Here is a 25,581-nt window from a genome sequence, read left to right on the forward strand (position 1 = left end):
GTCGTCGCCCCGACCCCGGCGGCCGGGCCGACGACTCCGCCGGCGCCACCGGCCCAGGCGCCCGGCCCCCAGACACCGGCAACCGGAGCGCGAACCCCAGCGACACAGCCGCCCGGCGTGCCGACCCCGGTGACCGGATCACCGACTCCAGCCACCTCACCTGCCGCCGCACCCGGTGCGCCGACTCCGGCCGGCGCGACGGTGGCACCCGGACGGGACGGCTCCGGAGCGGCCGGGCCCGGCGCTACCGATGGCACCCTGCGCGGTGCCTCGGACGGGCCGGGCGCCGCCACGGCTGACCCGGCGGCGGGCCGGGACGAGGCAGTGGGGGCACCGGTGGCGAGCGGCGTGCCGGCACCCCGGACCGGGCAGCCGGTCGATCTCGACCTGCCCTTCACCCTCGACCAGGGCACCATGGCCGGACCGGCACCGTCCCGCCCGCCAGCAGGCGCAGTGACGGCTTCCGCCGCGACCGCGAGCCCACCTCAACCCGACCCGCCCGGGACACCCGACAGGGCAGTGCCCGACAACCCCACCGACGACCCGCAACCCGACAGCCCCAGCCCGGCCTCCGGTCCGGCCCCGGCCGGCCGGGGCACCGAGTCGCCCTGGGCCCAGCCGCCGCAGCGATCCGGCGCCGTCGAGTCGTCCAACGGCCCGGCCGAACCGGCGAGCGCTTCGAACGGGCCGGTCCCGGGCTCGCCCGGCCCCGCCTCGCCGGCCGCACCGACACCGGCACCGGCACCGGCACCGGCACCGGCACCGGTGCACGGCACCATCGCCGCGACGCAGCACGGACCCACCGTCCCGCGCCAGAGCACCGCCCTGCCCCCGGAGAGCGTGCCGCAGCTGGCCGGCGGAGTCGCGGCTGCGCCGGGCGGGGCCATGGGCGCGGAGCCGCCACCCGCGATGCCGCAACCAGGGATGCCGCAACCAGCGACCGGCGAACCACCCGACCCAGATGCGCCACCCGGCCCAGGGACGGACGCGACAGCCGGCCCGCGGCAGGACGCGCCGCCGCCGGGGCCGTTTCCGCCCCAGCCGGGCTGGTATCCGCCGGGCTGGCAGCAGGGCCCGCCGCAGACCGGCCCCGCCCCGCGGCAGCCGTACCGGCCGGCGGACGGGGTGACCCGGGTGCCGCCGGCGCAACCGGACCCGGACTGGAGTCCGGAGACGACCGCGCCGCCGACCGCCGAGGACTTCGCCCGGCGTCGGCAGGTACGCCCGGCCGACCCGGTCGCCACCCTGGGCGTACGGGCGGTGTTCAACAAGGTCGGGTTGCGCCTGCCGCCCGGCCGGCACGAGCTGGAACTGAAGCGGGACATCGAGATGGTCCGGCGCAACTTCGGCGGGCTGCGCCAGGTGACCGTGGTGAACCCGAAGGGCGGCGCCGGCAAGACGGTTGCCATCCTGCTGCTGGCCATGACGTTCGGCCAGAAGCGCGGCGGCTACGTGCTGGCCTGGGACAACAACGAGACCCAGGGCACCCTGGGCATGCGCGCCCAGCAGGACTTCCACGCCCGTACGGTCCGCGACCTGCTGCGTGACCTGGGCCAGTTCCAGGGAGCGCACGGGCGGATCGGCGACCTGTCGCAGTACGTCCGGTCGCAGGGCGAGGGGATGTTCGACGTCCTCGCCTCGGACGAGTCGGCCACCGGCGGCGAGATGCTCACCGCCGCCGCGTTCGCCGAGATCCGCGAGGTGGTCAGCCGCTTCTACAAGCTGATCTTCGTGGACACCGGGAACAACGTCCGGGCGCAGAACTGGCAGGCCGCGATGGACGCCACCGACCAACTGGTGGTCACCATGTCGGCCCGCAACGACTCGGCCGAGACGGCCGCCCGGATGCTCGACCACCTGGAGCAGAGCGGACGGCAGCGGCTGGTCCGGCAGGCGGTCAGCGTGGTCTCCATGCCCCCGTCCCGCAAGGAGATCGACCTGCCGGCGATCCAGCAGCACTTCGCCGCCCGCACCCGGGCGGTGCTGCTCGCGCCGTACGAGCGGCTCATCGACACCGGCGAGCCGATCCGGTACGGCGCGCTCTCCGCGGCCACCCGGGACGCCTGGCTCAAGATCGCCGCAGCGGTCGCCGAGGGCCTGTAGCGACAGCGGCGTCCGCGATCTTGCAGTTTCCGCCCGGGCGGAACGGGCGAATGCCGTGGAGCGAGGAGCGGAACTGCAAGATCGCGGGGTCGAGCGCGCGGGTCAGTTGCTGGCCAGCGCGTCCGCGGCGGCCGGGTCGCAGTCCCGCAGGAACTGGGCGCAGCGGGCCGCCTCGTCCGCCTCGCCGATCGCGTCGGCCGCCCGGGACAGCACGTAGAGGCAGCGCAGGAAGCCGCGGTTCGGCTCGTGCGACCACGGCACCGGGCCGTGCCCCTTCCAGCCGCTGCGACGCAGCTGGTCCAGTCCCCGGTGGTAGCCGGTGCGCGCGTACGCGTACGCCGGGATCACCTGGCCCTCGGCGAAGGCGCGGGCCGCGAGCGCGCCCCAGCCCGCGCTGTAGCTCGGGAATCGCGCCGCCACCTCGGCGAACGCCTGGTCGCTGCCGGCCTGCTCGGCGGCGGACAGGGCGGCGTCGGCCTCGTCGTGCGCGGGGAGGAGGGTGGCCGGTGGCTCCGGCAACAGGTTCTGCATCGCCCCATTCAACCCGCTTCGCGTACCGACACGCGAGAGGGTCGGGCAACCGGGATGGCTGAACGGCTGAGGAGTTGGTCACGCCTGCGGCCTATGCCGCCGTCAAGAATTTTCCACTACAACTATTGGTCCGGAGCCTCCCCAGGACCCGGTTACGCAGGAGCCCGGTGGCCGCAGCCGCCGGGCTCCTGTCCGTCCGACCCAGGTTTGCCGGCTGGACGGCGTTGGGCAGGATGATCCGGTGCCGACTCCACCACCCGCGGACGTCATCGAGCCGCACATCTGCACCGACGAGATCGAGACCCGGGCCGCCTTCGACGAACGGCTCGCCACCGGCAGCCTCGCCGGCCTGACCGTGCAGGGGCTCCGGCTCGACCTGGACCCGGTGCCCGACCTCACCGCCGTCACGGTCACCGGCACCCTCTTCGTCGGCTGCCGGTTCGCCAACCGGGAGGTCGGCGCCGACCTGGTCCGGCGCGGCGCGAACGTGGTGCCGCCGTTCTCCGGGCTGCCGTACCCGACCCAGCCGTCGCACCTCTACACCCCGGAGGACCTCGCCGCCGGCTTCGTCGAGGCTGGGTTCGCCGGGATGTACGACACCCGGGTCTACGAGCACTTCCGCGCCCACGGCGGGGCGTTGCCGGAGGTGAAGGAGGCGCTCGGCCAGCGGCTGCACGACCACGGCGTGGACAACGCGCTGGCCGACGCCACCCGCGCCTGGCTGGCCGTGCACGGGCCGCAGTCGGTGGTCGGCGTGATGGGCGGCCACGCGGTGCCGCGCGGCAGCGTGCCGTACCGGATGGCCGCCGTGCTGGGCTGGGAGCTGGCCCGGGCCGACCGGCTGGTGGTGACCGGCGGCGGGCCGGGGGTGATGGAGGCGGCGAACCTCGGCGCCTACCTCGCCCCCCGCCCCGCCGAGGAGCTGACCGCGGCGATCGACCTGCTCGCCACGGCCCCCGACTTCACCGACCACGACCGCTACACGGCGGTCGCGCTCCAGGTCCGCGAGCGGTACGCGCCGACGGCCGTGCCCCGCCAGCGCGGCCTGGACCTGGACTGGGCGCGCACCGGTGGGCTGGCCATCCCCACCTGGCTGTACGGGCACGAACCGGCGAACCTGTTCGCCGGCCGGATCGCCAAGTACTTCTCCAACGCGATCCGGGAGGACACCATCCTGCGGCTGGCCCGGGGCGGGATCGTCTTCGCCCCCGGCCGGGCCGGCACCCTCCAGGAGGTGTTCCAGGCGGCCACGAAGACCTACTACGGCACCGACGGGGCGAGCGGCGCGTACGTCTTCCTGGACCGTGCCTACTGGACCCGGGAGCTGCCGGTGGAGTCGCTGCTGCGGCCGCTGCTGGCCGCCTCGCCCTTCGGCGACCTGTCCGCGACCGTGCACCTCACCGACGACGTGCACGAGGCCGTCCGACTGCTCACGGCGGGCGCCTGACCGGGCCGGGAACGCCGACGGCCGGCTCCCGGGCGGGGAGCCGGCCGTCGCGGGTCTCAGCCCGTCACTTCATCTTGGTGCCGGTCGAGCGCAGCGCCTCGCAGGCCTCCACGACCCGGGCCGCCATGCCGGCCTCGGCGGCCTTGCCCCAGACCCGCGGGTCGTACATCTTCTTGTTGCCGACCTCGCCGTCGACCTTGAGGACGCCGTCGTAGTTGCGGAACATGTGGTCCGCGACCGGCCGGGTGAAGCAGTACTGGGTGTCGGTGTCGATGTTCATCTTCACCACGCCGTAGTCCAGCGCCTCGCGGATCTCCGACAGCAGCGAGCCGGAACCGCCGTGGAAGACCAGGCTGAGCGGCTTCTCCTTGCCGTACTTGGCGCCGACCGCCACCTGGATGTCGTGCAGCACCTGCGGGCGGAGCTTGACGTTGCCCGGCTTGTAGACGCCGTGCACGTTGCCGAAGGTCAGCGCCGCCATGTAGCGGCCCTTCTCGCCGAGGCCGAGCGCGTCGACCATGGCCAGGCCGTCCTCGACAGTGGTGTAGAGCTTCTCGTTGATGGCGTTCTCGACGCCGTCCTCCTCGCCGCCGACCACGCCGACCTCGATCTCCAGGACGATCTTGCCCTTGGCGGCCTCGGTGAGCAGCTGCTCGGCGATCTCCAGGTTCTCCGCCACCGGCACGGCCGAGCCGTCCCACATGTGCGACTGGAACAGCGGCTCCTCGCCCCGCTGCACCCGCTCCTGGGAGATCTTCATCAGCGGCCGGACGAACTTGTCCAGCTTCTCCTTGGGGCAGTGGTCGGTGTGCAGGGCGATGTTCACCGGGTAGTTCTTGGCGACCTCGTGCGCGTACGCGGCGAACGCGGCGGCGCCGGTGACCATGTCCTTCACCGACGGTCCGGAGAGGTACTCCGCGCCACCGGTGGAGACCTGGATGATGCCGTCACTCTCCGCGTCGGCGAAGCCCTTCAACGCGGCGTTCAGCGTCTGCGAGGACGTCACGTTGATCGCGGGGTACGCGTACCGGCCGGCCTTGGCGCGGTCCAGCATCTCCGCGTAAGCCTCGGGGGAAGCGATGGGCATGTCGAACGCTCCTTACTAACCGCTGTCGGCCGTGCTGGCCGCTGTTGTCCATTGGGTGCGCCGGACCGCGCTGTCCTCCGCCGGCAGTATCCCGTAGGAGCGCCGTGCCGGCACAACCGACCCGGTGCGCGTCCGCACTTCGGCGGCGGGGGGCCGGACGGGTGCCGTCACCGGGCCTCCCAGCGGTCCGGCAGGACCACGCTGATCAGCCAGGTCACCACGGCCATCACGATGGCGCCCCAGAACGCCGCCCAGAAACCGTCCACCTGGAACGGCAGGTCGAGCGCCCCGGCGATGGCGTCGGTGAGCAGGAACAGCAGCGCGTTCACCACCAGCGCGAACAGGCCGAGGGTGAGCAGGTAGAAGACACAGCCGACCACCTTGATCAACGGCTTCAGCACCGCGTTGACCACGCCGAAGATCAGGGCCACGACCACCAGCGTGAGCGCGTCGTCGCCGCCGGACCGGCCGCTCACCTCCACCCCGGGCACGATCAGCGTGGTGATCCACAGCGCGACGGCGGTGATCGCCAGCCGGATCAGGAAGCCCACCGTTCCATCCTGGCACCGGGCCCACCGGCCGGTGGGGCGATTCCGTCGACTGGGCGGGTCCCCCGGGCCGGCCTTCCACCCGCGTTGCGAGCGGACGACCGGCGCAGCCCGTACGGTGTGTGGTGACCGTCCGCCGAGATCCAGGGAGGGACTGATGGCTCAGCCCGAGGAGGACTTCGCCCCCAGCGACCACCTCACCCCGGAGGAACGCGACCCGGAGGCGGAGCCGGCCGACGCGGTCGAGCAGGCCGCGTCGATCGACCCCGCCGACGGCGACACCGAGCCGCACCGGGGCCTGGAGGTCGACGACTGGGACGCGATGGAGCAGGCCCGGGTGGTCGCCGGCGACGAGGACGACTACCGCTGACCCGCTCAGCGGAGCCGGGTGACCCGCTCCGGGTGCTGCGCGGTCCACTGCGCCAGCCGGTCCTCGCGTAGCGCGGCGAGGAAGGCCGGGGCGGCCTCCGGGTCCGGGCGCAGGACCCAGTGGCCGCCCTCCGTCGATTCGGCGACCGGGAGGTTGAGCCCGACCGGTTCGACCGACGCCAGCTCGGGGACCACCTGCAGCAGGTCGAGCAGCGATCCGCCGGTGGCGGCCACGCTCAGGTCCGGTCCGATCTCGGCGACGATGCGGGAGAGCCGCACCGGATCGCGCAGCACGCCCTGCTCACCGGCCCGGCGGATCAGACCGTCGGCGAAGCGCTGGGCGTTACGGTCCCGGTCGAATCCGCCGTCCGGCAGCCTCATGCGTTGCCGGAGCAGGTCGACCGCGGCCCGGCCGTCGAGGTGCTGGCAGCCGGCCGGGAAGACCCGGTCGGTGTGGCTCGACCGGACCCGCTGCGGCAGGCAGACCTCCACCCCGCTCAGCAGGTCGGTCAACTGGCGCAGCACCGGATAGGTGAGCACCGCACCGGCGTCGACGCGTACGCCGGTCAGGTCGGTCACCGTCCGCCGGGTCAGCTCGTAGCCGCGCGCCAGGTCGAACCCCCCGTCCACCCGCGCGCCGTACGCGGCGGCAGCGTTCAGCTTGTCCCGCCCGTGGCCCGGGATGGCCACCTCCAGGTCCCGGGGAAGGGAGACCAGGAACGGCCGGCCGCGGTCGGCGGGTATGTGCACGAGCAGCACCGAGTCGGCCAGCGGGGGTACCTGGTCGCCGCGCGAGTCGACGCCGAGCAGCAGCACGTTCAGCGCCCCGGCGGGAGCGCGCCGGCCCGGCTCGGTGAGCAGGGTGGCGTCCTCGGCGACCCGGTCGGGCGTGAACTGCGGTATCCCGACGCCCAGCAGCGCGAGCAGGGCGAGCGCGGCGCCGCCGGCCCGCAACCGCCGCTGGCGGCGGCGCCGCACGGCGACGAGCCGGGCGATCGCGGCCCGCACCGGACCGGTGGGCGGGGCCAGCGGCTCGTGCCGGGCGAAGGCGGCACGCAGGTCGTCTTCGATCACGGTCAGGCCTCCACGTATTCGGCGCGCAGCGTGGCCAGGGCGCGGGAGATGGACGAGCGGACGGTGCCGACGGCGCAGCCCAGGATGTCGGCGATCTCGGCGTCGGGCAGGTCCTCGTAGTAGCGGAGCACCAGGGTGGCCCGTTGCCGGCGGGGCAGCCGGGCGAGCCAGGACCAGACCTGGTCCCGGTCCACCGCGTGCTGGGCGTGGTCGGTCGGCGCCGGCAGCGCGTCGTCGGGCTCCGCGCGCAGCAGCACCCGCCGCATCCAGGAACCCCGGTGCCAGTCGACGTACTGGTTGGTCAGCATCCGGCGTACGTAGCGTTCGGGCGAGTCCGCCCGGGCCACCCGGCGCCAGTTGAGCTGGACCCGCACCATGGTGTCCTGCACCAGGTCCTGCGCCTGGTGCGGGTCACCGGTCAGCATGACCGCGTACCGCAGCAGCGCGGCCAGCCGCGAGTCCGCGAACTCCTCGTACGTCACTGCACCTCCCGGGCTCTGCCCCAGATGACGGGTGCGGGTCGGCGGAACGTTGCGATCGGGTTGCGATCGGCCCGCCGGCCGGGCACGGCGGTCCCCCGGTAGAGCGATTTCCGTGAGAGCCTGGCCACGCTCCGCTGTCAACCGGGAGGGCGTCACCATGCTCCGGCACTCCGTCCGACGCTGGCTCGCCGGGATCGCCGTCGCGGCCGGATTCGTCGCTGTCGGTGCCGTCGCCGCGACCGCCGCGGCCGGGCAGTTGCGGATCGCGTCCCGGGACGTGCTCGTCGCGCCCGGGCACAGCGCCCTCGGCCAGATCGACGTCCGGTTCGACGGTTACCCGGCACCAGAGAAAGTGCCGGTGACCATCGAGATCGACGCGTCCGAGGCGGCGGCGTTGGGCGGCTTCGAGCTGACCGACAACGGGTGGGACTGCGCGCGCGACCGCGACGTCGTGCGCTGCGCGACGGCGTTCGACACGTGGAGCCGCACGCCGCGGCTCTACTACCGGGTGACCGCCCGGGCGGACGCCCCGCTTGCCGAACAGGCCGAGCTGACGATCACCGGGATGTCGGCGGCGGGCACCGCCACCCGGACCACCACGGTCACCGTGGTCGAGGGGATCGACCTGCAGACCGAGCCGCGGGCCACCCTCCGCGGCGGGCCGGGCGCCCGGCTCGAGCTGTCGAGCACCGTCCGCAATGCCGGCCCCACCCCGGTGGACGGCGCCGTGCTGGTGTTCACCGCGGACTGGCTGCTGGGCTACACCGGGAACTTCCGCAACTGCCGCCACCAGGAGACCCGGCCCACGATCTGCCGGTTCGACACCGAACTGCGGCCCGGGGTGTCCTACCGGCTCTCGGCGCCGCTACCGCTCGCCGTCGACGCCGGTGCCCGCAGCGGCCTCGTGCTGGCCAACCGCCTCCAGTGGTGGACGACCGACGACTGGGCGCTGGTCGAGCAGAACCCTTACGAGCCGCTGCCGCCGGACACCCCGGGCACGGGCGAGGAGTTGCGCCTGGTCGAACAGCCGGCGAGCCGGCAGACCGACACCGCGCCGTGGAACAACTGGACCGCCGTGGACCTCACCGTCACCGGCGACCGGACGGCCGACGTGGCCGCGGTCGGCAGCAGCGTCAGCGCCCGGGTCGGCGACCGGGTGCGGGTGACCAGCGCGTTCCACAACCTCGGGCCGGCCCGCGTGGAGATCTGGCGGATCCAGCCGCTGCTGCGGGTAAGCATCCCAGCGGGCACCACGGCGGTCGAGGTGACGCACCTGTGCGCGCCGATCGACGCGGACGGGTGGCACCCGGCCGACGAGTTCGGCCAGCCCGGAGCCCGAACGTACGGGTGCCACAGCGGTACCGATTTCGCCAGCGCGGGTGAGCGCCTGGAGTTCCCCGTCACCCTGCGCGTCGATCGACTGGCCGGGCCCACCTCCGGCGCGGTGACCGTCGACGTGCCGGGCGACCTGAACGCCGCCAACGACACGGCCCGGATCACCGTCACCCCGCGTACCGGCGGCACTGGTGGGGACGGCGGTTCGCTGCCGATCACCGGCGGTTCCACCGGCCTGATCGCCCGCCTCGGCGCCCTGCTGCTCGCCGCAGGCGGCTCCGGCTACCTGCTGACCCGACGCCGCACCCGCTTCGTCGCCTGATCTCCCGCCAGGCCGTTCGCTGGTCCGGAGGGAAAGTCACGCTCCAGCGTGGTGCGGCGACAGCGCGCACGGCACCGTCCGGACGTTGCGGTGCTCCTGCTCAACCATTCGGTCGATATTCGCTGGTAGGGCCACTTCCGGTCAGCGGCGCGCCTTAGCGGCTCCTTAAGATCCACGGGCTCCACCTGTCACCCCCACGGGAGGAACCCCCAATGCTCAAGAACTCCACCCGGCGTTGGCTCGCCGGGTTGGGCGTCGCAGGCGCGTTCGTCGCCGCCTCCGCCACCCCCGCGTCCGCCACCGGCGACGCCGGGGCAACGCTCACCGACGCGAAGGCGGCCGAGGGCTTCGCGCTGTACGCAAACCCTGTGATCGTCGCTCCCGGTGGACCGGAAAAGGGCATCTCGCTCTACTCACTGGTGGACGAGCCGTTCACCACCTACACGGTGAAGGTGGACCGCAGCGCCGTCGACGGCTTCGCCGAGGTGCAGCGCCCGGATGGCCCCGGCTCCTGCACGGAAACGGACGCCATCATCACCTGCACGGTCAAGAACGACGCTGAGCCGGACCTGGACCTGCTCTCCCTCCTGGTCCTGCCGCGGGCCACCGCCAAGGCCGGGCAGGAGGGTGAGCTGGCGTTCACCGTCACCGCTCCGGACGCCGGTACCGCCAGCTACCGTTCCACCATCACGGTCGGCGAAGGGGTCGACCTGACCTCGGAGCCGTTCCTCCAGTTGACCGGCACCCCGGGCAGTACGGTGAACTCCCCGCTGTCAGTGGGCAACCAGGGCGAGGCGGAAGCTCGCGGCGCGGTGCTGTTCTTCTTCGGCTCGTACGGTCTCGCACCCGCGAAGCGGTACGAGAACTGCGAGTACTTCGACAACTTCGACACCTGGTCCTACGCGTGCACGCTCGACGGCACGGTAGCGGCGGGTGGCGGTGCCCGGCTGGACGACTCCTTCGGTTTCGCTGTCCCCCGTGATTCGTGGGCGCCGAACAACGACTACGGCTTCGCCAGCTGGCTCACCCCGGCGGACTGGGCGGCGTTCCGGGCCCAGGTGCCCGATTTCGGCAAGAGCGTGAAGGGCGACGAGGGCATTCTGAAGCTCGAGCCGTCGGTCGCCGCACGCTCCCTGACCCGGTCGTTGCCGCAGAGCGACGTGGACCCGTACAACAACGAAACCAGCATCCAGCTCGCGGTCAAGGGCAACCAGAAGGCGGATGTGGCGGCCAACGGCGCGGCCGTGGACGGTGCGGTCGGCGAGACCGTCCCCGTCACGGTCGGCTTCACCAACAACGGGCCGGCAGCGGTCAACGCCGGTGGCGAGCACGGCATCTACACCATGGCGCTGGTCACCCTGCCCAAGGGCACCACGGCGGTCGAGGCACCGGAGAACTGCGCCGACGCTGAGGGCGAGTTCGGCCCGGATTCCGGCAAGCCTGGCGCGGCGGCTTACGCATGCTTCGTGCCTGAGGTGGTGGGCAGCGGCAAGAAGGTGGAGTTTCCGTTCTCTCTCCGCATCGATCAGGCCGGCAGCCTGACCGGCCAGGTCGAACTGTTCCACGGCGGGCCGGACGAGACCGCGGTCAAGGACCTGAACGCGGCAAACGACACCGCCAAGATTGTGGTCAACGCGACCGGTGGCAACGGCGGCGGCGACGGTGACGGCGGCGCCCTGCCGATCACCGGTGAGTCGACCGGCCTGATCGCCGGCATCGGCGCTCTGCTGCTCGCCGCCGGCGTCGGCGGCTACCTGGTGGCCAAGCGCCGCCGCACCCGCTTCGTCGCCTGACCAGCCCACCACCACCGGTGCCCCGCCGACCCAGTCGGCGGGGCACCACCTTTTCAGCCGGACCCAAGAGGGCAGCACACCCGCCATCCCCGCCCCAGACCCAGAGCAGGGCAGCAAGCACCACCATCTCCGCCCAGAACCAAACGCGAGCAGCACGCACCCCACCACCAGCGGCCAAGAAGAACCGACGGACGGCGCCGGACCACGACGGGTTTCCGGGGGAGCCCCAACCGCAACAGCCCGAGGCTCAAAGACCACGACCCCCGAAAACGGGACGACGCAAGATCGAAGGCACTGCCACCATTGGGCGCGTGCTGCTCACCCTGACCACGACCCACCGGCCGGCGACCGACCTCGGTCACCTGCTGGTCAAGCACCCCGACCGGGCGCACTCCTTCGACGTGCCGGTGGGCACCGCGCACGTGTTCTACCCCGAGGCCGGCGAGCAGCGCTGCACGGCCGCCCTGCTGCTCGACGTCGACCCGCAGCGGCTGGCCGGCGGGCGCCGTCGCGGCCGGCAGCCGGCCCCGGAGGGCTTCACCCTCGGGCGGTACGTCAACGACCGGCCGTACGCGGCGTCGAGCCTGCTCTCCTCGGCGCTGTCCAAGGTGTACCGGTCGGCGCTGCGCGGGGAGTCCCGGGAGCGGCCGGAGCTGGCCGGTACGCCGATCCCGCTGGAGGTCAACGTCCCGGTGCTGCGCTGCCGTGGCGGGGCCGAGGTGGCGGTCCGGCTCTTCGCCCCGCTCGGCTGGTCGGTCACCGCCCGCGCCATTCCGCTCGACGAGCAGCATCCGGAGTGGGGCGACAGCCGGTACGTCGACCTGACCCTGACCGGCACCGTGCGGGTCGCCGACGCGCTGAACCACCTCTACGTCCTGCTGCCGGTGCTGGACGACGCCAAGCACTACTGGGTGGCCCCGGACGAGGTGGACAAGCTGCTCCGGGCCGGCGCCGGCTGGCTGGCCGACCACCCGGAGCGGGGCATGATCACCCGCCGGTACCTGGCGCACCGGCGGGCGCTGGCCCGGCTCGCCGAGCAGCGGCTGGCCGACGAGCCGGCCGCCGCCGAGCCCGACGCGGTGGACGAGATCGCCACCGAGGGCACCGTGCGCCAGCCGTCGCTGGCCGCGCGCCGCCGGGAGGCGGTCCTCGCCGCGCTCACCGAGGCGGGCGCGAGCCGGGTGCTCGACCTGGGCTGCGGCGGGGGTGCGCTGCTCGCGGCGCTGGTCGGCGACCGCCGGTTCACCGAGGTCGTCGGCACCGACGTGGCCACCCACGCGCTGGCGCTGGCCGCCCGGCGGCTGCGGCTCGACCGGCTGCCCGAGCGGCAGCGCGACCGGGTGCGGCTCTGGCAGTCCGCGTTGACCTACCGGGACGACCGGCTGCGCGGCTACGACGCGGCGGTGCTGATGGAGGTGGTCGAGCACGTCGACCCGGCCCGGCTGCCGGCGCTGGAGGACGTCGTGTTCGGTCACGCCCGCCCGGGCACCGTCGTGGTGACCACGCCCAACGTCGAGTACAACGTCCGCTACGAGGGCCTGCCGGCGGGCCGGTTCCGGCACCCGGACCACCGGTTCGAGTGGACCCGCGCCGAATTCGCCGCCTGGGTCGACCGGGTGACCACCACCTACGGCTACCCCGCCGTGATCCGCGGCGTCGGCGACGACGACCCCGAGGTCGGCGCCCCGACCCAACTGGCCGTGTTCACCCGGGAGGAGGCGAACCGATGAGCACCCTCGACATCCCCGAGCTGGCCCTGGTGGCGCTGGTCGGCATCTCCGGCTCGGGCAAGTCCACCTTCGCCCGCCGGCACTTCGCGCCCAGCCAGGTGCTCTCCTCGGACGCCTTCCGGGCGATGGTCGCCGACGACGAGAACGACCAGTCCGCCTCCGCCGACGCGTTCGAGGCGCTGCACCACGTCGCCGCCACCCGGCTGCGACGCGGCCGGCTCACCGTCGTCGACGCGACCAACCTTCAGCCGCACGCCCGGGCCGCCCTCGTGCGGGTGGCCCGCGAGCACGACGTACTGCCGGTGGCCATCGTGCTGGACGTGCCCGAGACGCTGGCCTGGGAGCGCACCGGCGCCCGTGCCGACCGCACCTTCGGCCGGCAGGTGCTCGCCCGGATGCAGCGCGACCTGCGTCGCTCGTACGGGCAGCTGGCCCGGGAGGGCTTCCGCAAGGTGCACGTGCTGCGCGGCGTGGACGAGATCGACGCCGCCGAGATCCGCTACGAGAAGCTGTTCAACGACCGGCGCGAGCTGACCGGGCCGTTCGACATCGTCGGCGACGTGCACGGCTGCCGCACCGAGCTGGCGGCGTTGCTGACCCGGCTGGGCTGGCAGCTGCACCACGACGAGCACGGCCGGCCGGTGGACGCCACGCACCCGTCGGGGCGTACCGCCGTCTTCGTCGGTGACCTGGTGGACCGCGGCCCGGACTCGCCCGGTGTGCTCCGCCTGGTGATGGGCATGGTCGCCGCCGGGCACGCGATCTGCGTGCCCGGCAACCACGAGCAGAAGCTGCTGCGCCGGCTGCGCGGCCGCAACGTGCGACTCACCCACGGCCTGGCCGAGACGATGGAGCAGCTGGCGGCGGAGCCCGAGGAGTTCGTGGCCGACGTGGCGGCCTTCGTCGACGGCCTGGTCAGCCACTACGTGCTGGACGGCGGCCGGCTGGTGGTGGCGCACGCCGGGCTGAAGGAGGAGTACCAGGGCCGCGCCTCGGGGCGGGTGCGGGCGTTCGCGCTGTTCGGCGAGACCACCGGCGAGACCGACGAGTACGGCCTGCCGGTGCGCTACCCGTGGGCCCGCGACTACCGGGGCTCGGCCATGGTGGTCTACGGGCACACGCCCACCCCGGAGCCGGAGTGGGTGAACAACACCATCTGCGTCGACACCGGCTGCGTCTTCGGCGGCCGGCTCACCGCGCTGCGCTACCCGGAGAAGGAGTTGGTCTCGGTGCCGGCGGAGCGGGAGTGGTACGCCCCGGTCCGCCCGCTGACCGCCGCCCCGGCCCGGCCCGACGAGGTGCTGGAGCTGACCGACGTGGCCGGCCGGCGGCACGTCGAGCACCCGTACGGTTCGCTCACCGTGCCGGCGGAGAACGCCGCCGCCGCGCTGGAGGTGATGAGCCGGTTCGCGGTGGACCCGCGCTGGCTGGCCTGGCTGCCGCCGACGATGGCGCCCTGCTCGACCTCGCAGCGGGACGGCTTCCTGGAGCACCCGGCGGAGGCGTTCGCCGACTACCGGGCCGCCGGCGTGGACCGGGTGGTCTGCGAGGAGAAGCACATGGGCTCGCGGGCGGTCGTGCTGGTCTGCCGGGAGCCGGACGCCGGACCGTTCGGGCCGGGCGGCGGGGTGGTGCACACCCGCACCGGCCGGCCGTTCTTCGGCGCGCCGCTGGACGACGAACTGCTCGGCCGGGTCCGCGCGGCGGTGACCGCGGCGGGCCTCTGGGCCGAGCTGGAGACCGACTGGCTGCTGCTCGACTGCGAGCTGCTGCCCTGGTCGGCGAAGGCGGGCGGGCTGATCCGCGACCAGTACGCCGGGGTCGGCGCCGCCGGCCGGGCCGCGCTGCCGGCGGCGCTGGCGGCCTTGGACGCCGCCGCCGGTCGGGGCCTGCCGGTGGGTGAGCTGCGGGACCGGATGGCCCGCCGCCGGGACGAGGTGCTGGCCTACTCGGCCGCCTACCGGGCGTACGTGGGGCCGACCGACGGGCTGCGCGGGGTGACCCTCGCCCCGTTCGCGGTGCTCGCCGGCGCGAAGGCCGGCTACGCCGACCGGGACCACGGCTGGCACCTGGCGCTGGCCGACCGGCTCTGCGCCGCCGACCCGGAGTTCTTCACCCCGACCCGGCGGCAGGTGGTGGACCTGGCCGACGCCGACGCGGTGGCCGCCGCCACCGACTGGTGGCTGGCGCTCACCGCGGCCGGCGGCGAGGGCATGGTGGTCAAGCCGTACGCCGGGCTCGCCGCGCGCAGCGAGCGGGGCTCGCTGCTCCAGCCGGGCATCAAGTGTCGGGGCCGGGAGTACCTGCGGATCATCTACGGCCCCGGCTACACCGAGCCGGAGCAGCTCGCCGCGCTGCGCGGCCGGTCGCTGGGGCGCAAGCGGGGGCTGGCGCTGCGCGAGCACGGGCTGGGCCTGGCGGCGCTGGACGCCCTGGTGGCCGGTGCGCCGCTGTGGCGCCGGCACGAGCTGGTCTTCGCGATCCTGGCCTGCGAGTCGGAGCCGGTCGACCCGCGGCTGTAGGCGGCCGGCGGGGCGCCCGGGCCGGGCGTACCGGCGGGTATGGTCGCCGACCATGACGTACGAGGCGTTCTACGAGCCGGCCGGCGCGAACCGGTTCGTGGCCACCCCGGCGACCGCCGGCCCGTGGGATCCCGCCGCCCAGCACGCCGGACCGCCGTCGGCGCTGCTCGCCCGGGCGCTCGCCGACCACGACCGGGTCGACGGCCAGCCGCTCACCCGGATGTCGGTGGACATCCTGCGCCCGGTTCCGGTGGCGGAGCTGACCCTGCGCGTGCGGACGCTGCGCGCCGGTCGCCGGATCACCCTGGTGGAGGGGATCGCCGAGGCGGGCGGGCAGGAGGTGCTGCACGCCCGGGGCTGGCGCATCCTCACCCCGGCCGAGCCGACGCCGGCGACGCCCGACGACGCGCCGGCGGTGCCCGGGCCCGACGCCGGCACCGAGCCGGAGTTCTGGTCCTCGGCGCACGCCGCCGGTTACCTGGTCGCGATGCAGTGGCGCTTCGTGGCCGGCGCGTTCGCCGAGCCGGGTCCGGCCCGGGTGTGGGTACGGCCCCGGATCCCGCTGCTGCCTGCGGAGCCGGTCCGTCCGGCGGAGCTGGCGCTGCTGGTGGCGGACTCGGGCAGCGGGGTCAGCGCCCGGCTGGATCTGGCCCGCTGGCTGTTCGTGAACGTCGACCTGACGGTGACCCTGCACCGGCCGCCGCGCGGCGAGTGGCTGCTGCTCGACTCGGCCACCACCATCGGGCCGCACGGTTCCGGTGTCGCGGAGAGCCGGCTGGCCGACACCGCCGGCACCGTGGGCCGGGCGGTGCAGACGCTCGTCGTCGCGCCACGCTAGGCGGGCCGCCCGGGCGCCGGTGTGACGTCGAGCACCGCCGCGTGGGGCGGCCACCTAGACTACGGACGTTCCGTCACCGAACCGGCATTCATCGGAGGTCAGCTCGTGCCGACGCCCACCACCACCCTGGCCCTGGGGCCGAGCTGGCTCGATCCAGAGGTGTTGATCTCGACGTTCGGGCTGCTCGGCATCCTGGTCATCGTCTTCGCCGAGTCGGGCCTGCTGATCGGCTTCTTCCTGCCGGGCGACTCGCTGCTGTTCACCGCGGGCCTGCTCACCGCCGACGGGCAGTACATCACCTGGCCGCTCTGGCTGGTCTGCCTGCTGATCACCATCGCCGCGATCGCCGGCGACCAGGTCGGCTACGCGTTCGGCCGCAAGGTCGGCCCGGCGCTGTTCCGTCGCCCCAACTCGCGGCTGTTCAAGCAGGAGAACGTGCTCAAGGCGCACGACTTCTTCGAGAAGTACGGTGCCCGCTCCATCGTGCTGGCCCGGTTCGTGCCGATCGTACGGACCTTCACCCCGATCGTGGCCGGGGTGAGCCGGATGAACTACCGCACCTTCGTGACCTACAACGTCATCGGCGGGATCCTGTGGGGCACCGGCGTGACGGTGCTCGGCTACTTCCTCGGCCAGATCCCGTTCGTCAAGGCAAACATCGAGCTGATCCTGATCGCCATCGTCGGCATCTCGGTGATCCCGATCGCGGTCGAGTTGCTCCGGGCCCGGATGGCGGCCAAGCGGGGCACCACCCCGCAGGAGCGGGCCGCCGCCGAGGAGGCGATCCGGGAGACCCGCGAGCACTACGGCAAGCACTGATCGGCCCGGCCGTCCGGTGCCGTCCCGGACTGGGATGGCACCGGACGATCGGTACGGGTCAGCGAGCCTTCTTGGTGGCCCGCTTGCGCGGCGGGGTCAGCAGATCGGCGATCGTGGCGATCGCGGTCGGGACCAGCCGGTAGTACGCCCACACACCACGCTTCTCCCGCTCCAGCAGGCCGGCCTCGGTGAGGATCCGCAGGTGGTGGCTGACCGTCGGCTGCGAGAGGCCGAGCGGCGCGGTCAGGTCGCACACGCACGCCTCGCCCTCGGGCGCCGACTGGATCAGGCTGAGCAGCCGCAGCCGAGCGGGGTCGGCGAGGGCCTTGAGGACCCCGGCGAGACGCTCGGCATCGGCACGTTCGATCGGCTCGCCGGCAAGCGGCGAGATCTGAGGCATAGTCATTTCAGCCAACGCAGTTCCCACGTATTCCATCCTTCCACCAGCAGCATCGATCCGCCTGCATATCAGCAGATCCGAATCGGCAGACTTTTACGCCACAAGGCCGAGGTCAGCCAACGTATAGGCCGCCCGATACGGCAATCCGGCGGCTCGCACCGCGTCGCCGGCGCCTCGATCAACAATAACCGCCACGCCCACCACGTCGGCCCCGACCTCGCGAAGGGCCTCGACGGCGGTCAACACACTCCCCCCGGTGGTGGAGGTGTCCTCCACCGCCAACACCCGGCGCCCGGCCACGTCCGGACCTTCGATCCGGCGTTGCAACCCGTGCGCCTTGCCCGCCTTGCGGACCACAAAGGCGTCCAGCGGGCGATCAGTTTCGGACGCGGCGTGCAGCATCGACAGCGCGATCGGATCCGCGCCGAGAGTCAGCCCGCCCACCGCGTCGTACGTCCAGTCGGCGGTGAGGTCACGCATCACCCGGCCGACCAACGGCGCAGCCTGGTGATGGAGCGTGACGCGCCGCAGATCGACGTACCAGTCGGCTTCGCGCCCGGAGGAGAGCACCACCCGTCCGTGGACCACAGCCAGGTCGGTAATGAATTTACGCAGGTCGTCGTGGGCCCCCATGGCGATAGAGGGTACTGCGGAAGTCTGTGAGCCGCGTGCGGGGTCCACCTGGATCCACCCTGCGGGCGAAAGATGGGTGGCGATGTCTGGCTACGCTGAGCGACCGTGGGCGTTACGCGGCCGGACGTCTGACGAGCGGCGGGCCCGGTCGGCGCGACCGACGGGGTCAGCCGTTCTCGCGGCCGATCCGGCCCCGGGTGTCCCGGGAGACCACCTCGAGCAGCCGCCGCGGCGCGTGCCGCAGGCCCGCCACGGCCAGCTTGTACTTCCACGCCGGAACGCTGACCAGCTTGCCTTTCCGCAGGTCACGCAGGGCCTCGTCGACCACGTCGTCGGCCCGCAGCCACATCCACCCCGGTGTCTTCGACATGTTGATGCCGGCCCGGTCGTGGAACTCGGTGCGGGTGTAGCCGGGGCAGAGCGCCATCACCCGCACCCCGAACGGCCGGGCGGACTGGCCCACCGACTCGCTGAAGTTGGTCACCCACGCCTTGCTGGCCGAGTACGTCGACCCCGGCATCACGGCCCCGAAACCGGCGACGGAAGAGACATTTATCACTGCCCCGCGCCGGCGTTCGGTCATCGGCCGGAGGGCGGCCAGGGTCAGCCGCATCACCGCGTGCACGTTGAGCCGGAGCAACCGGGACTCGTCCTCGACGGACGATCGCAGGAACGGCGTGTTCAGGCTGATCCCGGCGTTGTTCACCAGCAGCTCGACCGAGGGCCCGGCGGCGAGCCGGCGTTCCACCGCGACGCATCCGTCGTCGGTGGACAGGTCGGCGGGGATGGTCTCCACCGTCCGGCCGTACCGGCCGGTCAGCTCGGCGGCCATCGCGGCGAGGCGGTCGGCGTCCCGGGCCACCAGCACCAGGTGCCAGCCGTCGGCGGCGAGCCGCCGGGCGAAGGCCGCGCCGATGCCGGCCGTGCCTCCGGTGATCACTGCCCGCCGCTCGGTGTCGGGCTGGTCGACGGTCACGGGCCTCACCTGGGCGGGTACGGGGGCGCCAGCGGCGCCGCGGGCGGCTGCTGCCGAGCGGTCGGCCCGACCGGCGGCCGCCGGCGGAACCACGCGTTCGCCGCCGGCAGGGCCAGCAGCGCGGCCACCACAAGGTAGCCGAGCACCTGGCCGACGGAAAGCCCCGCGTTGACCGGCAGCCACCAGCCCGGCTGGGCGTCGCCGAGCAGGGCCAGCAACTCGGCGGTGGCCCGCTCGTCGGCGCCCAGCCGCAGCGGGGCGGCCCGCTGCCCGACCAGCACCGCCAGCCCGCAGCAACCGAAGAGCAGACCCAGCCCGCTCACCACCCAGGTGCCGACCCGGGCGCCGGAGCGGCCGGCGAGCAGGCCGAGGGCCAGCCCGGCGAGGAGCAGCCCGCCCAGCAGGCTCACCACCGCGGTGAGCACGGTGGACACCCGGAGCAGGGTGACCATGCCGTCGATCTCGTCGGGTCGGGCCGAGGTGCCGGCGGCGGCCGACCGGAACTCCGCGACGGCGCCGCCGAGGGCGAGCAGGCCGGCCACGGCATACCCGACCGCGGCGACCGCCATCACGGCCAGCACCGCGGCGGCCAGCACGACCACGGCCGGCCGACGGGACGGGGCCTGATCGGGGTACGACACGACGAGTCCCTCCGGTAGGCGTCGGATGCAACCTACTCGGAGGGACCGTCGGCGTCGTCGTTATCCGGCGCTCAGCTCACCGGCGGCGGGGTCGGGCCGGGGCGGTCCGACCCGGGCTGCCCACCCGGCTGCTCCGGGCCGCCGGGCGCGCTCCCCGGCTGCTGCGGGCCGCCCGGGTACGGCGGCTCGGCCGCGCCACCCGGCTGGCCGGGGGCCGGCGGGTAACCCGGCGCGGCCGGGTAACCGGGCTGGCCCGGGGTCTGCGGGTAACCGGGCTGGCCCGGCGCCTGCGGGTAGCCGGGGTAGGACGCGCCGGGCACCGGCGGCTCCCACACCTGCTTCGGCTTGCGGAAGAACTCGTTCGCCTTCGGCAGCGCCAGCAGGATCAGCGCGGCGAGCAGGGCGAGCAGCGAGAGCACCCCGAGCAGGACGGTGACCGGGGTGACCCACGCGGGCAGCCGGTCGTCCAGCATCCGCTGGATCTCCTCGCCGCTCGGCACGTCCCCGTCGGTCCCGCCGGTGGTCCCGCCGAAGCTACCGGTCACACCACCGATCAGGTTGCCGCCGGTGCAGCAGACCATGATGCCGCCGAGGATCCAGGTGGCGATCCGCGAGCCGTTGCTGCCCCGGTTGTTGAACAGGGCAAGAACCGCGAGGCCGAGCGACAGCAGCAGGAACAGGATGCTGGAGGCGATGCCCGCCGCGAACGCGAAGTCCGCGACGTTCTGCATGCCGTTGGCCGAGGTGCCGCTGTACGCCTCGTCCAACACGTCGCGCACCGTGCCGATCGTGGCGAGCGAGATGATGAGGCTGATCACCTGGAGCACGGCGAACAGAATCAGCAGGTAGCTGGATATCGTCACCACGCCCGGCCGTGACCGGGCCGGCGGGTTCTGGGTGTCGACCACGATTCTCCTTCCCTAGATCGCGCCCACACCGTATCGACAACCGGCCAGCGAGGCATGCCTCGGCGGCCGGACCCGCCGGTACGGTCAGTAGCCGCGCCACTCCGCGCGGGCGTACTCCAGCACCTTGGGGTGCAGCAGGGTGGAGGCCGGCACGTCCAGCCGGCGCCGGTCGGCGGGGAAGGCCCCGGCCGCGGCCAGGGTCGCCGCGTCGAGGAAGCGCAGCGCCGGCGCCTCGGCCGGCAACGCCAGCGCGGGCGGGGTGGCGCCGGGCGCGGCGAGCAGGAAACCCCAGTCGCCGAAGGAGGGCACGTCCACGTGGTACGGCGTGGTGGCGAAGCCCGCCTCGCGCAGCGACGCCTCGATCGACCAGTACGACCGGGGCGCGAAGTACGGCGAGCCGGACTGCACCACCAGCCGGCCGCCGTCGGCGAGCACCGCGCGGACCAACGCGTAGAACTCGACCGTGTAGAGCTTGGCGGTGGCCGTCTCGTCCGGGTCGGGCAGGTCGGCGACCACCGCGTCGAACCGGTCCGTGGCGTCGCGCAGCCAGGTGAACGCGTCGGCGTGCAGCACCCGCACCCGGGGGTCGTCGAGCGCCCCGCCGTTGAGCCGGCGCAACTGCGGCTCGCTGCGGGCCAGCGCCACCACCGCCGGGTCCAGGTCGACCACGGTGATCCGCCGGACGTCCGGGTAGCGCAGCAGCTCACGGACCGCGAGCCCGTCGCCGGCGCCGAGCACCAGCACCTCGCCGCGCGGCCCGTTCAGCACCGGGTGCACCAGCGCCTCGTGGTAGCGGTACTCGTCGGCCGAGCTGAACTGGAGGTCGCCGTTGAGGTAGAGCCGCAGGTCGGTGCCGGTGCGGCCGGGTTCGCTGACCGAGCGGGTCAGCACGATCTCCTGGTACCGGCTGCGCTCGGCGTGCACCACCGGGTCCCGGTAGAGCTGCTGGCGGGCGGTCAGCTCGAAGTCGTGCGCGGTCACCCACGCGTACCCGAGGCAGAGGGCGACCACGACGGTGCCGGCGCCGAGCGCGACCCGCGCCCGGCGGCTCAGCTCGCGACGGAAGACGGTGCAGACCAGCGCCAGCCCGGCGGCGGCGTTCACCGCCCCCACCACCAGCGCCCCCTTGAGCTGGCCGAAGGCCGGCAGCAGCAGGAACGGGAAGGCCAGCCCGCCGAGCAGCGCGCCGACGTAGTCGGCGGCGAACAGGTCGGCGACCGCGCTGCCGGCGGCCTGCTCCCGGATCCGTTGCAGCAGCACCATCAGCAGCGGGATCTCCGCGCCGATCAGCAGCCCGAGCACGAAGGCGGTGCCGACCAGCGCCGGCCCGTAGAGATCGAGCCAGGCGAAGGCGGCGTAGAGGCCGAGCACCGACAGACCGCCGAGCAGCGCCAGCAGCAGCTCGACGGCGGCGAACGCGGCGGCCGCCCGGGACTGCAACGGCTTCGCGGCGAGCGCGCCGACGCCCATCGCGAACACCATCACGCCGAGCACGATCGACGCCTGGCCGACCGTGTCGCCGATCAGGTAGCTGCCGAGCGCGACCAGCGCCAGCTCGTAGACCAGGCCGCAGGCCGCGCAGACGAAGACCGCGAGCAGCACCGCCGCCCGGGCCAGTCGCCAGCGCGGCCGTGCCGGCGCGTCGACGGTCACGCCTTCTCCGGGGTACGCGCCGCGGTCCGCTTGCGGCCGGCGCGCTGCGCCGGCACGGAGGCCTGCTTCGCCCGCTGCCGGCGGCGCTGCACGACTCCGACGGTGACCAGCAGCGCGGTGACCAGCAGCAGGCCGGCGGCGGCGAGCAGGTAGCCCCAGCGGTCCCGCCACAGGTCGCCGCCGGGGTCGGGCAGCGGCGACGGTGCCGCCGCGGCCGGGGTCGGCGTGGCGGCCGGCTGGGCCACTCCGGCCTCGACGGCGAGCAGCGGCAACATCACGGCGGCCCGGGTGACCGCCCAGCCCGGGTCGTCGACGAAGACCTCACGGGTGACCCCGAGCCGGTCCAGCCCGTTCTCGATGCGCAGCAGTTCCGTGGCGGAGAAGTCGTCGGAGCCGGTGACGTCGACGTAGGCGTTGTCCTCGCTCTCGCTGCTCTCCGACGCGTAGTAGACCCGGACGCCCACCTGCAGCCAACGCGGGCAGGACGGGTTGTCCTCGACCGCCACCCCGTCGCCGAGGTTGGAGCCGACGCTGACCGGGTCGCCGTAACCGAAGTAGTCCGTCAGCTCCCAGCCGTAGCAGACGCCCTGGCTGGCCGAGGAGCGCTTCAGGATCGCCACGGTGTCGTCGCGCTCCTGCGCGACCGGGGCCGGCACGTCGGCATCCCCGTCGTTGTTGAGCACCCCGGCGACGACGCAGCCGCCGAGCACCGCGGCCACGCTCAGCCAGGTGATCCAGACGGCCGCCTTGGAGGTCTTCCGGCCGGTGGCCGGGGTGCGCTTGGCGGTGGCCATCAGCTGATCGCGGCGGCGATGATCGCGCCGGTGGCGAGGTGGACGACGGCCGAGACCCAGACCGCCGGGTGCGGCTCCGGGTCGACCAGCAGTTCGCCCAGCCGGCCCGGGGTGGCCGCGTCGAGCAGCAGGAACGCCGCCGCCATGATGACCAGGCCGAGGACGCCGTACGCGGCCGCGCCGACCAGGCCGAGCACGAAGTCGTCCTCGCTGGCGGAGATCGCGGCGACCACGATGATGCCCACCCCGGCCAGGTTCGAGGCGAGCAGCAGCGCGGCGTTGCGGTTGCGCTCGTTCCAGATCAGCTCGTTGAGCTTGCCGGGGGTGGCGACGTCCACCAGGACGTAGCCGATGCCCATCAGCAGGACGCCGACCACCCCGTAGGCGAGGGTGACCAGCAGATCGGTGACGAGGGTCTGCACAGGGTTCTCCAGGGTGAGGGGGATCGACGTGCCAGGTACGCAGAAGCCGGGGTTACTTGCCGCTGCCCGGGCCGCCGCCCCGGACGGTGTTGCCGCGTCCCCAACCCCAGTGGTTGCCGACCGTGGAGTGGTAGCGGGGGTAGGCGGTACGCAGTTGTTCGAGCAGGATCAGCGAGCCGGTGGCGATCGGCAGGATGACCACCGAGTCGTCGTCGTAGCGCAGGTAGACGCCGCTGCCGTCGACGTACTGGTCGGCCGGCTGCCAGGCGTCGGTGACCTCCTTCGCCACCTGGCTCGGCGACCGGGGCGACGTGTACGCCACCGCGTCCGCGCCGATGTCCCGGCTGGCCGCCCGGGTGTACCGGTCCTCCACGTAGCCGCGCGGCGAGAAGTTGCCGTAGAAGATGGCGAACGCGGCGACCAGCGCGCCGATGACGGCGAACACCGCCCCCACCACGAACCAGCGTCGGTACGTCATCGCAGTGCCACCACCGTTTCGGTCAGGACCAGCTCGTTGGTCTGGGGGTACGCGTGCCAGGTGCGCCAGCCGAGGGTGCCGTCCGGCGGGTCGGGCCGCACCGACAGCGCGGTGACCGCGTCGACGTCGCCGGGAAACACCCCCACCAGCGCGTACGGGTCGTCGGCCAGGTCGGCCCGGAGGGCGGCCACCCGGTCCCGCAGGCCGCTGCCCGCGGGGCGCAGCACGGTGGCGGTGAACCGGTAGCCGGACCGTTCGTCGTGCAGCGCGCCGGGCAGCTCGGGGGGACGGCCGGGCAGGCAGGCCACGGTCTCGGTCAGCGCCGCGCCGGGCGCCCGCAGCACCACCTGGTGCGAGGCGCCGAGCAGCCGCAGCCGCAGCCGGACGGCGCCGGGCAGGTCGAGGTCCAGCACGTGCAGCGCGGGCCGCTCGACGTCGTCGAGGGCGAGGCTGAGGTCGGCCGCGCTGGTGTCGACGTACGGGGCGTGCAGGGTGACGATCACCGGTCGGTCCCGCCCTGCGGGTAGATCATCACCTCGGCGCGGTGCAGCACCTCGCCCCGGGCCACCTCCCAGCCCGCCTCGCCGTACGCCTCGAAGGAGAGCCGGGCGCCGCCGGGCGCCTGGTAGTCGTGGTAGCGCATGGTGCCGTTCGGGTCGAGGCCGGTGGTGCCGGTGGCGGTGTAGCGGGCCTGCCCGGACTCGTCCCAGCTGTAGCGGCGGCCGGCGAAGTCGATGGTCGGGGCGCCCGGGGTGATGGTCGCGGCCGGCTCGGCGGTCCAGAGCACCAGTTCCAGCTCCGGGTCCTCCTCCACGGAGAGCCAGCGGCGCACGCCGGCGGCGTCGTCCAGCAGGTGCTCGGTCCAGCTCCAGCCGCCCTCGACCAACCGGATCGAGCCGCGGACCGCGTACGTCACCTGCCGGATCTCCACCAGGTCGCCGGGTTGCAGGCGGCGCGGGTCGCCGCGCAGCGCGTCGGCGTCCCGGTCGCGCAACGGATCGCCCGGGGCCGGCCGTCCCTGCGGCCGGGACCGGGCACGGCGCAGCGCCACCACCGCGACCACGATTCCGGCCACCCCGACCAGGCACCCCACCGCCGTCGCCAGGTACGCCACCGACCCGTTCACCGAGCACCTCCCCAGGTACGTCGGCGGAGACGGTAACAACCCGGTGCACCTGGCCCGACCGCGTGTCGCACCGGTGACCGACCGACTACCCGCCGTCCTCCGACCGGCAGCAACCGGCGGGCCGGCCCGCGGGCCGCTCCACGGGCCGGTCGGCGAGCCGCGCCAAGGGCCGGTCGGCGGGCCGGGGTGCCGGTGGGCGGGCTCATGGCAGGCAACGTACGGCTGCGCGGCCGGCCCCGGCAGGCCCGATCGGCCAGCCTCGGGCCGGCGAATGGATCATGCTTCGGCAAGTCGCTCCGTGGCGTACTCGCGCAGCGTGGTGCGGCCCATCACGCAGCCGCTGAACGTGGTGAACTCGCCCGGGTCCTCGGCCAGCGCCGACCAGGCCGCCCGGCCGGCCGCCGGGTCGAGGCGGGCCAGCAGCGTCGCCGCGTACGCCCGGCCGGCCGGCGAGCCCTCGGCGAGCAGCCGGTCGAGCTGTCCGCGTACCTGCTCGGGGTGCTCGGCCAGCGCCGCCCCCACCCGCCGGTACGCCTCGGTCGCCGGCAGC

26 protein-coding genes are annotated in these 25,581 nt (G+C 73.8%); 9 read left to right on the forward strand and 17 right to left on the reverse strand.

The features are described 5' to 3' along the window. The first annotated feature begins 129 nt into the window (after window positions 1–129). Window positions 130–2,103 (forward strand): chromosome partitioning protein, encoded by a 1,974-nt coding sequence (locus tag DLJ47_RS16980; RefSeq protein WP_446723570.1) that lies wholly within the window; start codon window positions 130–132, stop codon window positions 2,101–2,103. Between the two features lie 102 nt (window positions 2,104–2,205). On the opposite strand, the gene DLJ47_RS16985 is transcribed toward DLJ47_RS16980, so the two are convergent. After that, window positions 2,206–2,634 (reverse strand): DUF3151 domain-containing protein, encoded by a 429-nt coding sequence (locus DLJ47_RS16985; RefSeq protein WP_109900952.1) that lies wholly within the window; start codon window positions 2,632–2,634, stop codon window positions 2,206–2,208. Between the two features lie 241 nt (window positions 2,635–2,875). Between DLJ47_RS16985 and DLJ47_RS16990 the strand changes: the two genes are divergently transcribed. Beyond that, entirely contained in the window at window positions 2,876–4,081 is a 1,206-nt protein-coding gene (locus DLJ47_RS16990; RefSeq protein ID WP_199235886.1) for an LOG family protein, read from the forward strand. 64 nt (window positions 4,082–4,145) lie between these two features. On the opposite strand, the gene fbaA is transcribed toward DLJ47_RS16990, so the two are convergent. Next, window positions 4,146–5,168 carry a class II fructose-bisphosphate aldolase gene (fbaA, locus tag DLJ47_RS16995; protein ID WP_088996851.1) on the reverse strand — a complete coding sequence of 341 codons (1,023 nt, stop codon included), beginning with the start codon at window positions 5,166–5,168 and terminating at the stop codon, window positions 4,146–4,148. Window positions 5,169–5,335: 167 nt separating this feature from the next. After that, the gene (locus tag DLJ47_RS17000; RefSeq protein ID WP_109900954.1) at window positions 5,336–5,719 is read right to left on the reverse strand and encodes a phage holin family protein; all 384 of its coding nucleotides are present in this window, start codon (window positions 5,717–5,719) and stop codon (window positions 5,336–5,338) included. A gap of 154 nt (window positions 5,720–5,873) precedes the next feature. On the opposite strand from DLJ47_RS17000, the gene DLJ47_RS17005 reads away from it, so the two are divergent. Next, entirely contained in the window at window positions 5,874–6,086 is a 213-nt protein-coding gene (locus DLJ47_RS17005; protein ID WP_088996849.1) for a hypothetical protein, read from the forward strand. Between the two features lie 5 nt (window positions 6,087–6,091). On the opposite strand, the gene DLJ47_RS17010 is transcribed toward DLJ47_RS17005, so the two are convergent. Beyond that, window positions 6,092–7,159 (reverse strand): LCP family protein, encoded by a 1,068-nt coding sequence (locus DLJ47_RS17010; protein WP_109900955.1) that lies wholly within the window; start codon window positions 7,157–7,159, stop codon window positions 6,092–6,094. 2 nt (window positions 7,160–7,161) lie between these two features. Then, a complete protein-coding gene (locus DLJ47_RS17015; protein ID WP_109900956.1) occupies window positions 7,162–7,641 on the reverse strand; it encodes a SigE family RNA polymerase sigma factor in 480 nt (159 codons plus the stop codon). Between the two features lie 112 nt (window positions 7,642–7,753). On the opposite strand from DLJ47_RS17015, the gene DLJ47_RS17020 reads away from it, so the two are divergent. From DLJ47_RS17020 to DLJ47_RS17045, 6 genes are all read left to right on the forward strand, one after another. Beyond that, window positions 7,754–9,298 carry a hypothetical protein gene (locus DLJ47_RS17020; protein ID WP_146228108.1) on the forward strand — a complete coding sequence of 515 codons (1,545 nt, stop codon included), beginning with the start codon at window positions 7,754–7,756 and terminating at the stop codon, window positions 9,296–9,298. Between the two features lie 212 nt (window positions 9,299–9,510). Beyond that, a complete protein-coding gene (locus DLJ47_RS17025) occupies window positions 9,511–11,091 on the forward strand; it encodes an LPXTG cell wall anchor domain-containing protein (protein ID WP_109900958.1) in 1,581 nt (526 codons plus the stop codon). Window positions 11,092–11,402: 311 nt separating this feature from the next. Next, on the forward strand, window positions 11,403–12,821 hold the full coding sequence (locus DLJ47_RS17030) for a 3' terminal RNA ribose 2'-O-methyltransferase Hen1 (RefSeq protein ID WP_109900959.1): 1,419 nt from the start codon (window positions 11,403–11,405) through the stop codon (window positions 12,819–12,821). After that, the gene (locus tag DLJ47_RS17035; protein ID WP_109900960.1) at window positions 12,818–15,343 is read left to right on the forward strand and encodes a polynucleotide kinase-phosphatase; all 2,526 of its coding nucleotides are present in this window, start codon (window positions 12,818–12,820) and stop codon (window positions 15,341–15,343) included. Before DLJ47_RS17030 ends, DLJ47_RS17035 begins: the two co-directional genes overlap by 4 nt. Window positions 15,344–15,395: 52 nt before the next feature. Then, a complete protein-coding gene (locus DLJ47_RS17040; RefSeq protein ID WP_109900961.1) occupies window positions 15,396–16,181 on the forward strand; it encodes a thioesterase family protein in 786 nt (261 codons plus the stop codon). A gap of 105 nt (window positions 16,182–16,286) precedes the next feature. Further along, window positions 16,287–17,000, forward strand: coding sequence for a DedA family protein (locus DLJ47_RS17045; protein WP_109900962.1), 714 nt, complete (start codon window positions 16,287–16,289; stop codon window positions 16,998–17,000). A 58-nt stretch (window positions 17,001–17,058) separates the two neighbouring features. On the opposite strand, the gene DLJ47_RS17050 is transcribed toward DLJ47_RS17045, so the two are convergent. The 12 genes from DLJ47_RS17050 to DLJ47_RS17105 form a co-directional block, all read right to left on the reverse strand. Beyond that, window positions 17,059–17,436: an ArsR/SmtB family transcription factor gene (locus DLJ47_RS17050; RefSeq protein ID WP_007073957.1), complete on the reverse strand. Its 378-nt coding sequence runs from the start codon at window positions 17,434–17,436 to the stop codon at window positions 17,059–17,061. A gap of 57 nt (window positions 17,437–17,493) precedes the next feature. Then, window positions 17,494–18,033, reverse strand: a complete 540-nt coding sequence (gene pyrE, locus DLJ47_RS17055; protein ID WP_109900963.1) for an orotate phosphoribosyltransferase — start codon at window positions 18,031–18,033, stop codon at window positions 17,494–17,496. A gap of 166 nt (window positions 18,034–18,199) precedes the next feature. Further along, entirely contained in the window at window positions 18,200–19,009 is an 810-nt protein-coding gene (locus DLJ47_RS17060; protein ID WP_109900972.1) for an SDR family NAD(P)-dependent oxidoreductase, read from the reverse strand. A gap of 5 nt (window positions 19,010–19,014) precedes the next feature. Then, entirely contained in the window at window positions 19,015–19,650 is a 636-nt protein-coding gene (locus DLJ47_RS17065; protein WP_233257867.1) for a hypothetical protein, read from the reverse strand. Between the two features lie 71 nt (window positions 19,651–19,721). Continuing rightward, window positions 19,722–20,558: a hypothetical protein gene (locus DLJ47_RS17070; RefSeq protein ID WP_109900964.1), complete on the reverse strand. Its 837-nt coding sequence runs from the start codon at window positions 20,556–20,558 to the stop codon at window positions 19,722–19,724. 84 nt (window positions 20,559–20,642) lie between these two features. Next, the gene (locus DLJ47_RS17075; RefSeq protein WP_109900965.1) at window positions 20,643–22,211 is read right to left on the reverse strand and encodes a polyamine aminopropyltransferase; all 1,569 of its coding nucleotides are present in this window, start codon (window positions 22,209–22,211) and stop codon (window positions 20,643–20,645) included. Continuing rightward, on the reverse strand, window positions 22,208–23,005 hold the full coding sequence (locus DLJ47_RS17080; RefSeq protein WP_109900966.1) for a hypothetical protein: 798 nt from the start codon (window positions 23,003–23,005) through the stop codon (window positions 22,208–22,210). Before DLJ47_RS17080 ends, DLJ47_RS17075 begins: the two co-directional genes overlap by 4 nt. Then, on the reverse strand, window positions 23,005–23,427 hold the full coding sequence (locus DLJ47_RS17085) for a DUF350 domain-containing protein (protein ID WP_109900967.1): 423 nt from the start codon (window positions 23,425–23,427) through the stop codon (window positions 23,005–23,007). Before DLJ47_RS17085 ends, DLJ47_RS17080 begins: the two co-directional genes overlap by 1 nt. 52 nt (window positions 23,428–23,479) lie before the next feature. Continuing rightward, the gene (locus DLJ47_RS17090; protein WP_109900968.1) at window positions 23,480–23,905 is read right to left on the reverse strand and encodes a DUF4247 domain-containing protein; all 426 of its coding nucleotides are present in this window, start codon (window positions 23,903–23,905) and stop codon (window positions 23,480–23,482) included. Further along, window positions 23,902–24,408, reverse strand: a complete 507-nt coding sequence (locus DLJ47_RS17095) for a DUF2617 family protein (RefSeq protein ID WP_109900969.1) — start codon at window positions 24,406–24,408, stop codon at window positions 23,902–23,904. The genes DLJ47_RS17090 and DLJ47_RS17095 overlap by 4 nt, the downstream gene beginning before the upstream one ends. After that, the gene (locus DLJ47_RS17100) at window positions 24,405–25,031 is read right to left on the reverse strand and encodes a DUF4178 domain-containing protein (protein ID WP_109900970.1); all 627 of its coding nucleotides are present in this window, start codon (window positions 25,029–25,031) and stop codon (window positions 24,405–24,407) included. Before DLJ47_RS17100 ends, DLJ47_RS17095 begins: the two co-directional genes overlap by 4 nt. Window positions 25,032–25,307: 276 nt before the next feature. Continuing rightward, window positions 25,308–25,581 (reverse strand): hypothetical protein (locus DLJ47_RS17105; RefSeq protein ID WP_109900971.1); only part of this gene is annotated, 274 nt, incomplete at its 5' end.

The sequence above is a fragment of the Micromonospora sp. S4605 genome, from assembly GCF_003176715.1.
GTDB lineage: Bacteria > Actinomycetota > Actinomycetes > Mycobacteriales > Micromonosporaceae > Micromonospora > Micromonospora echinaurantiaca.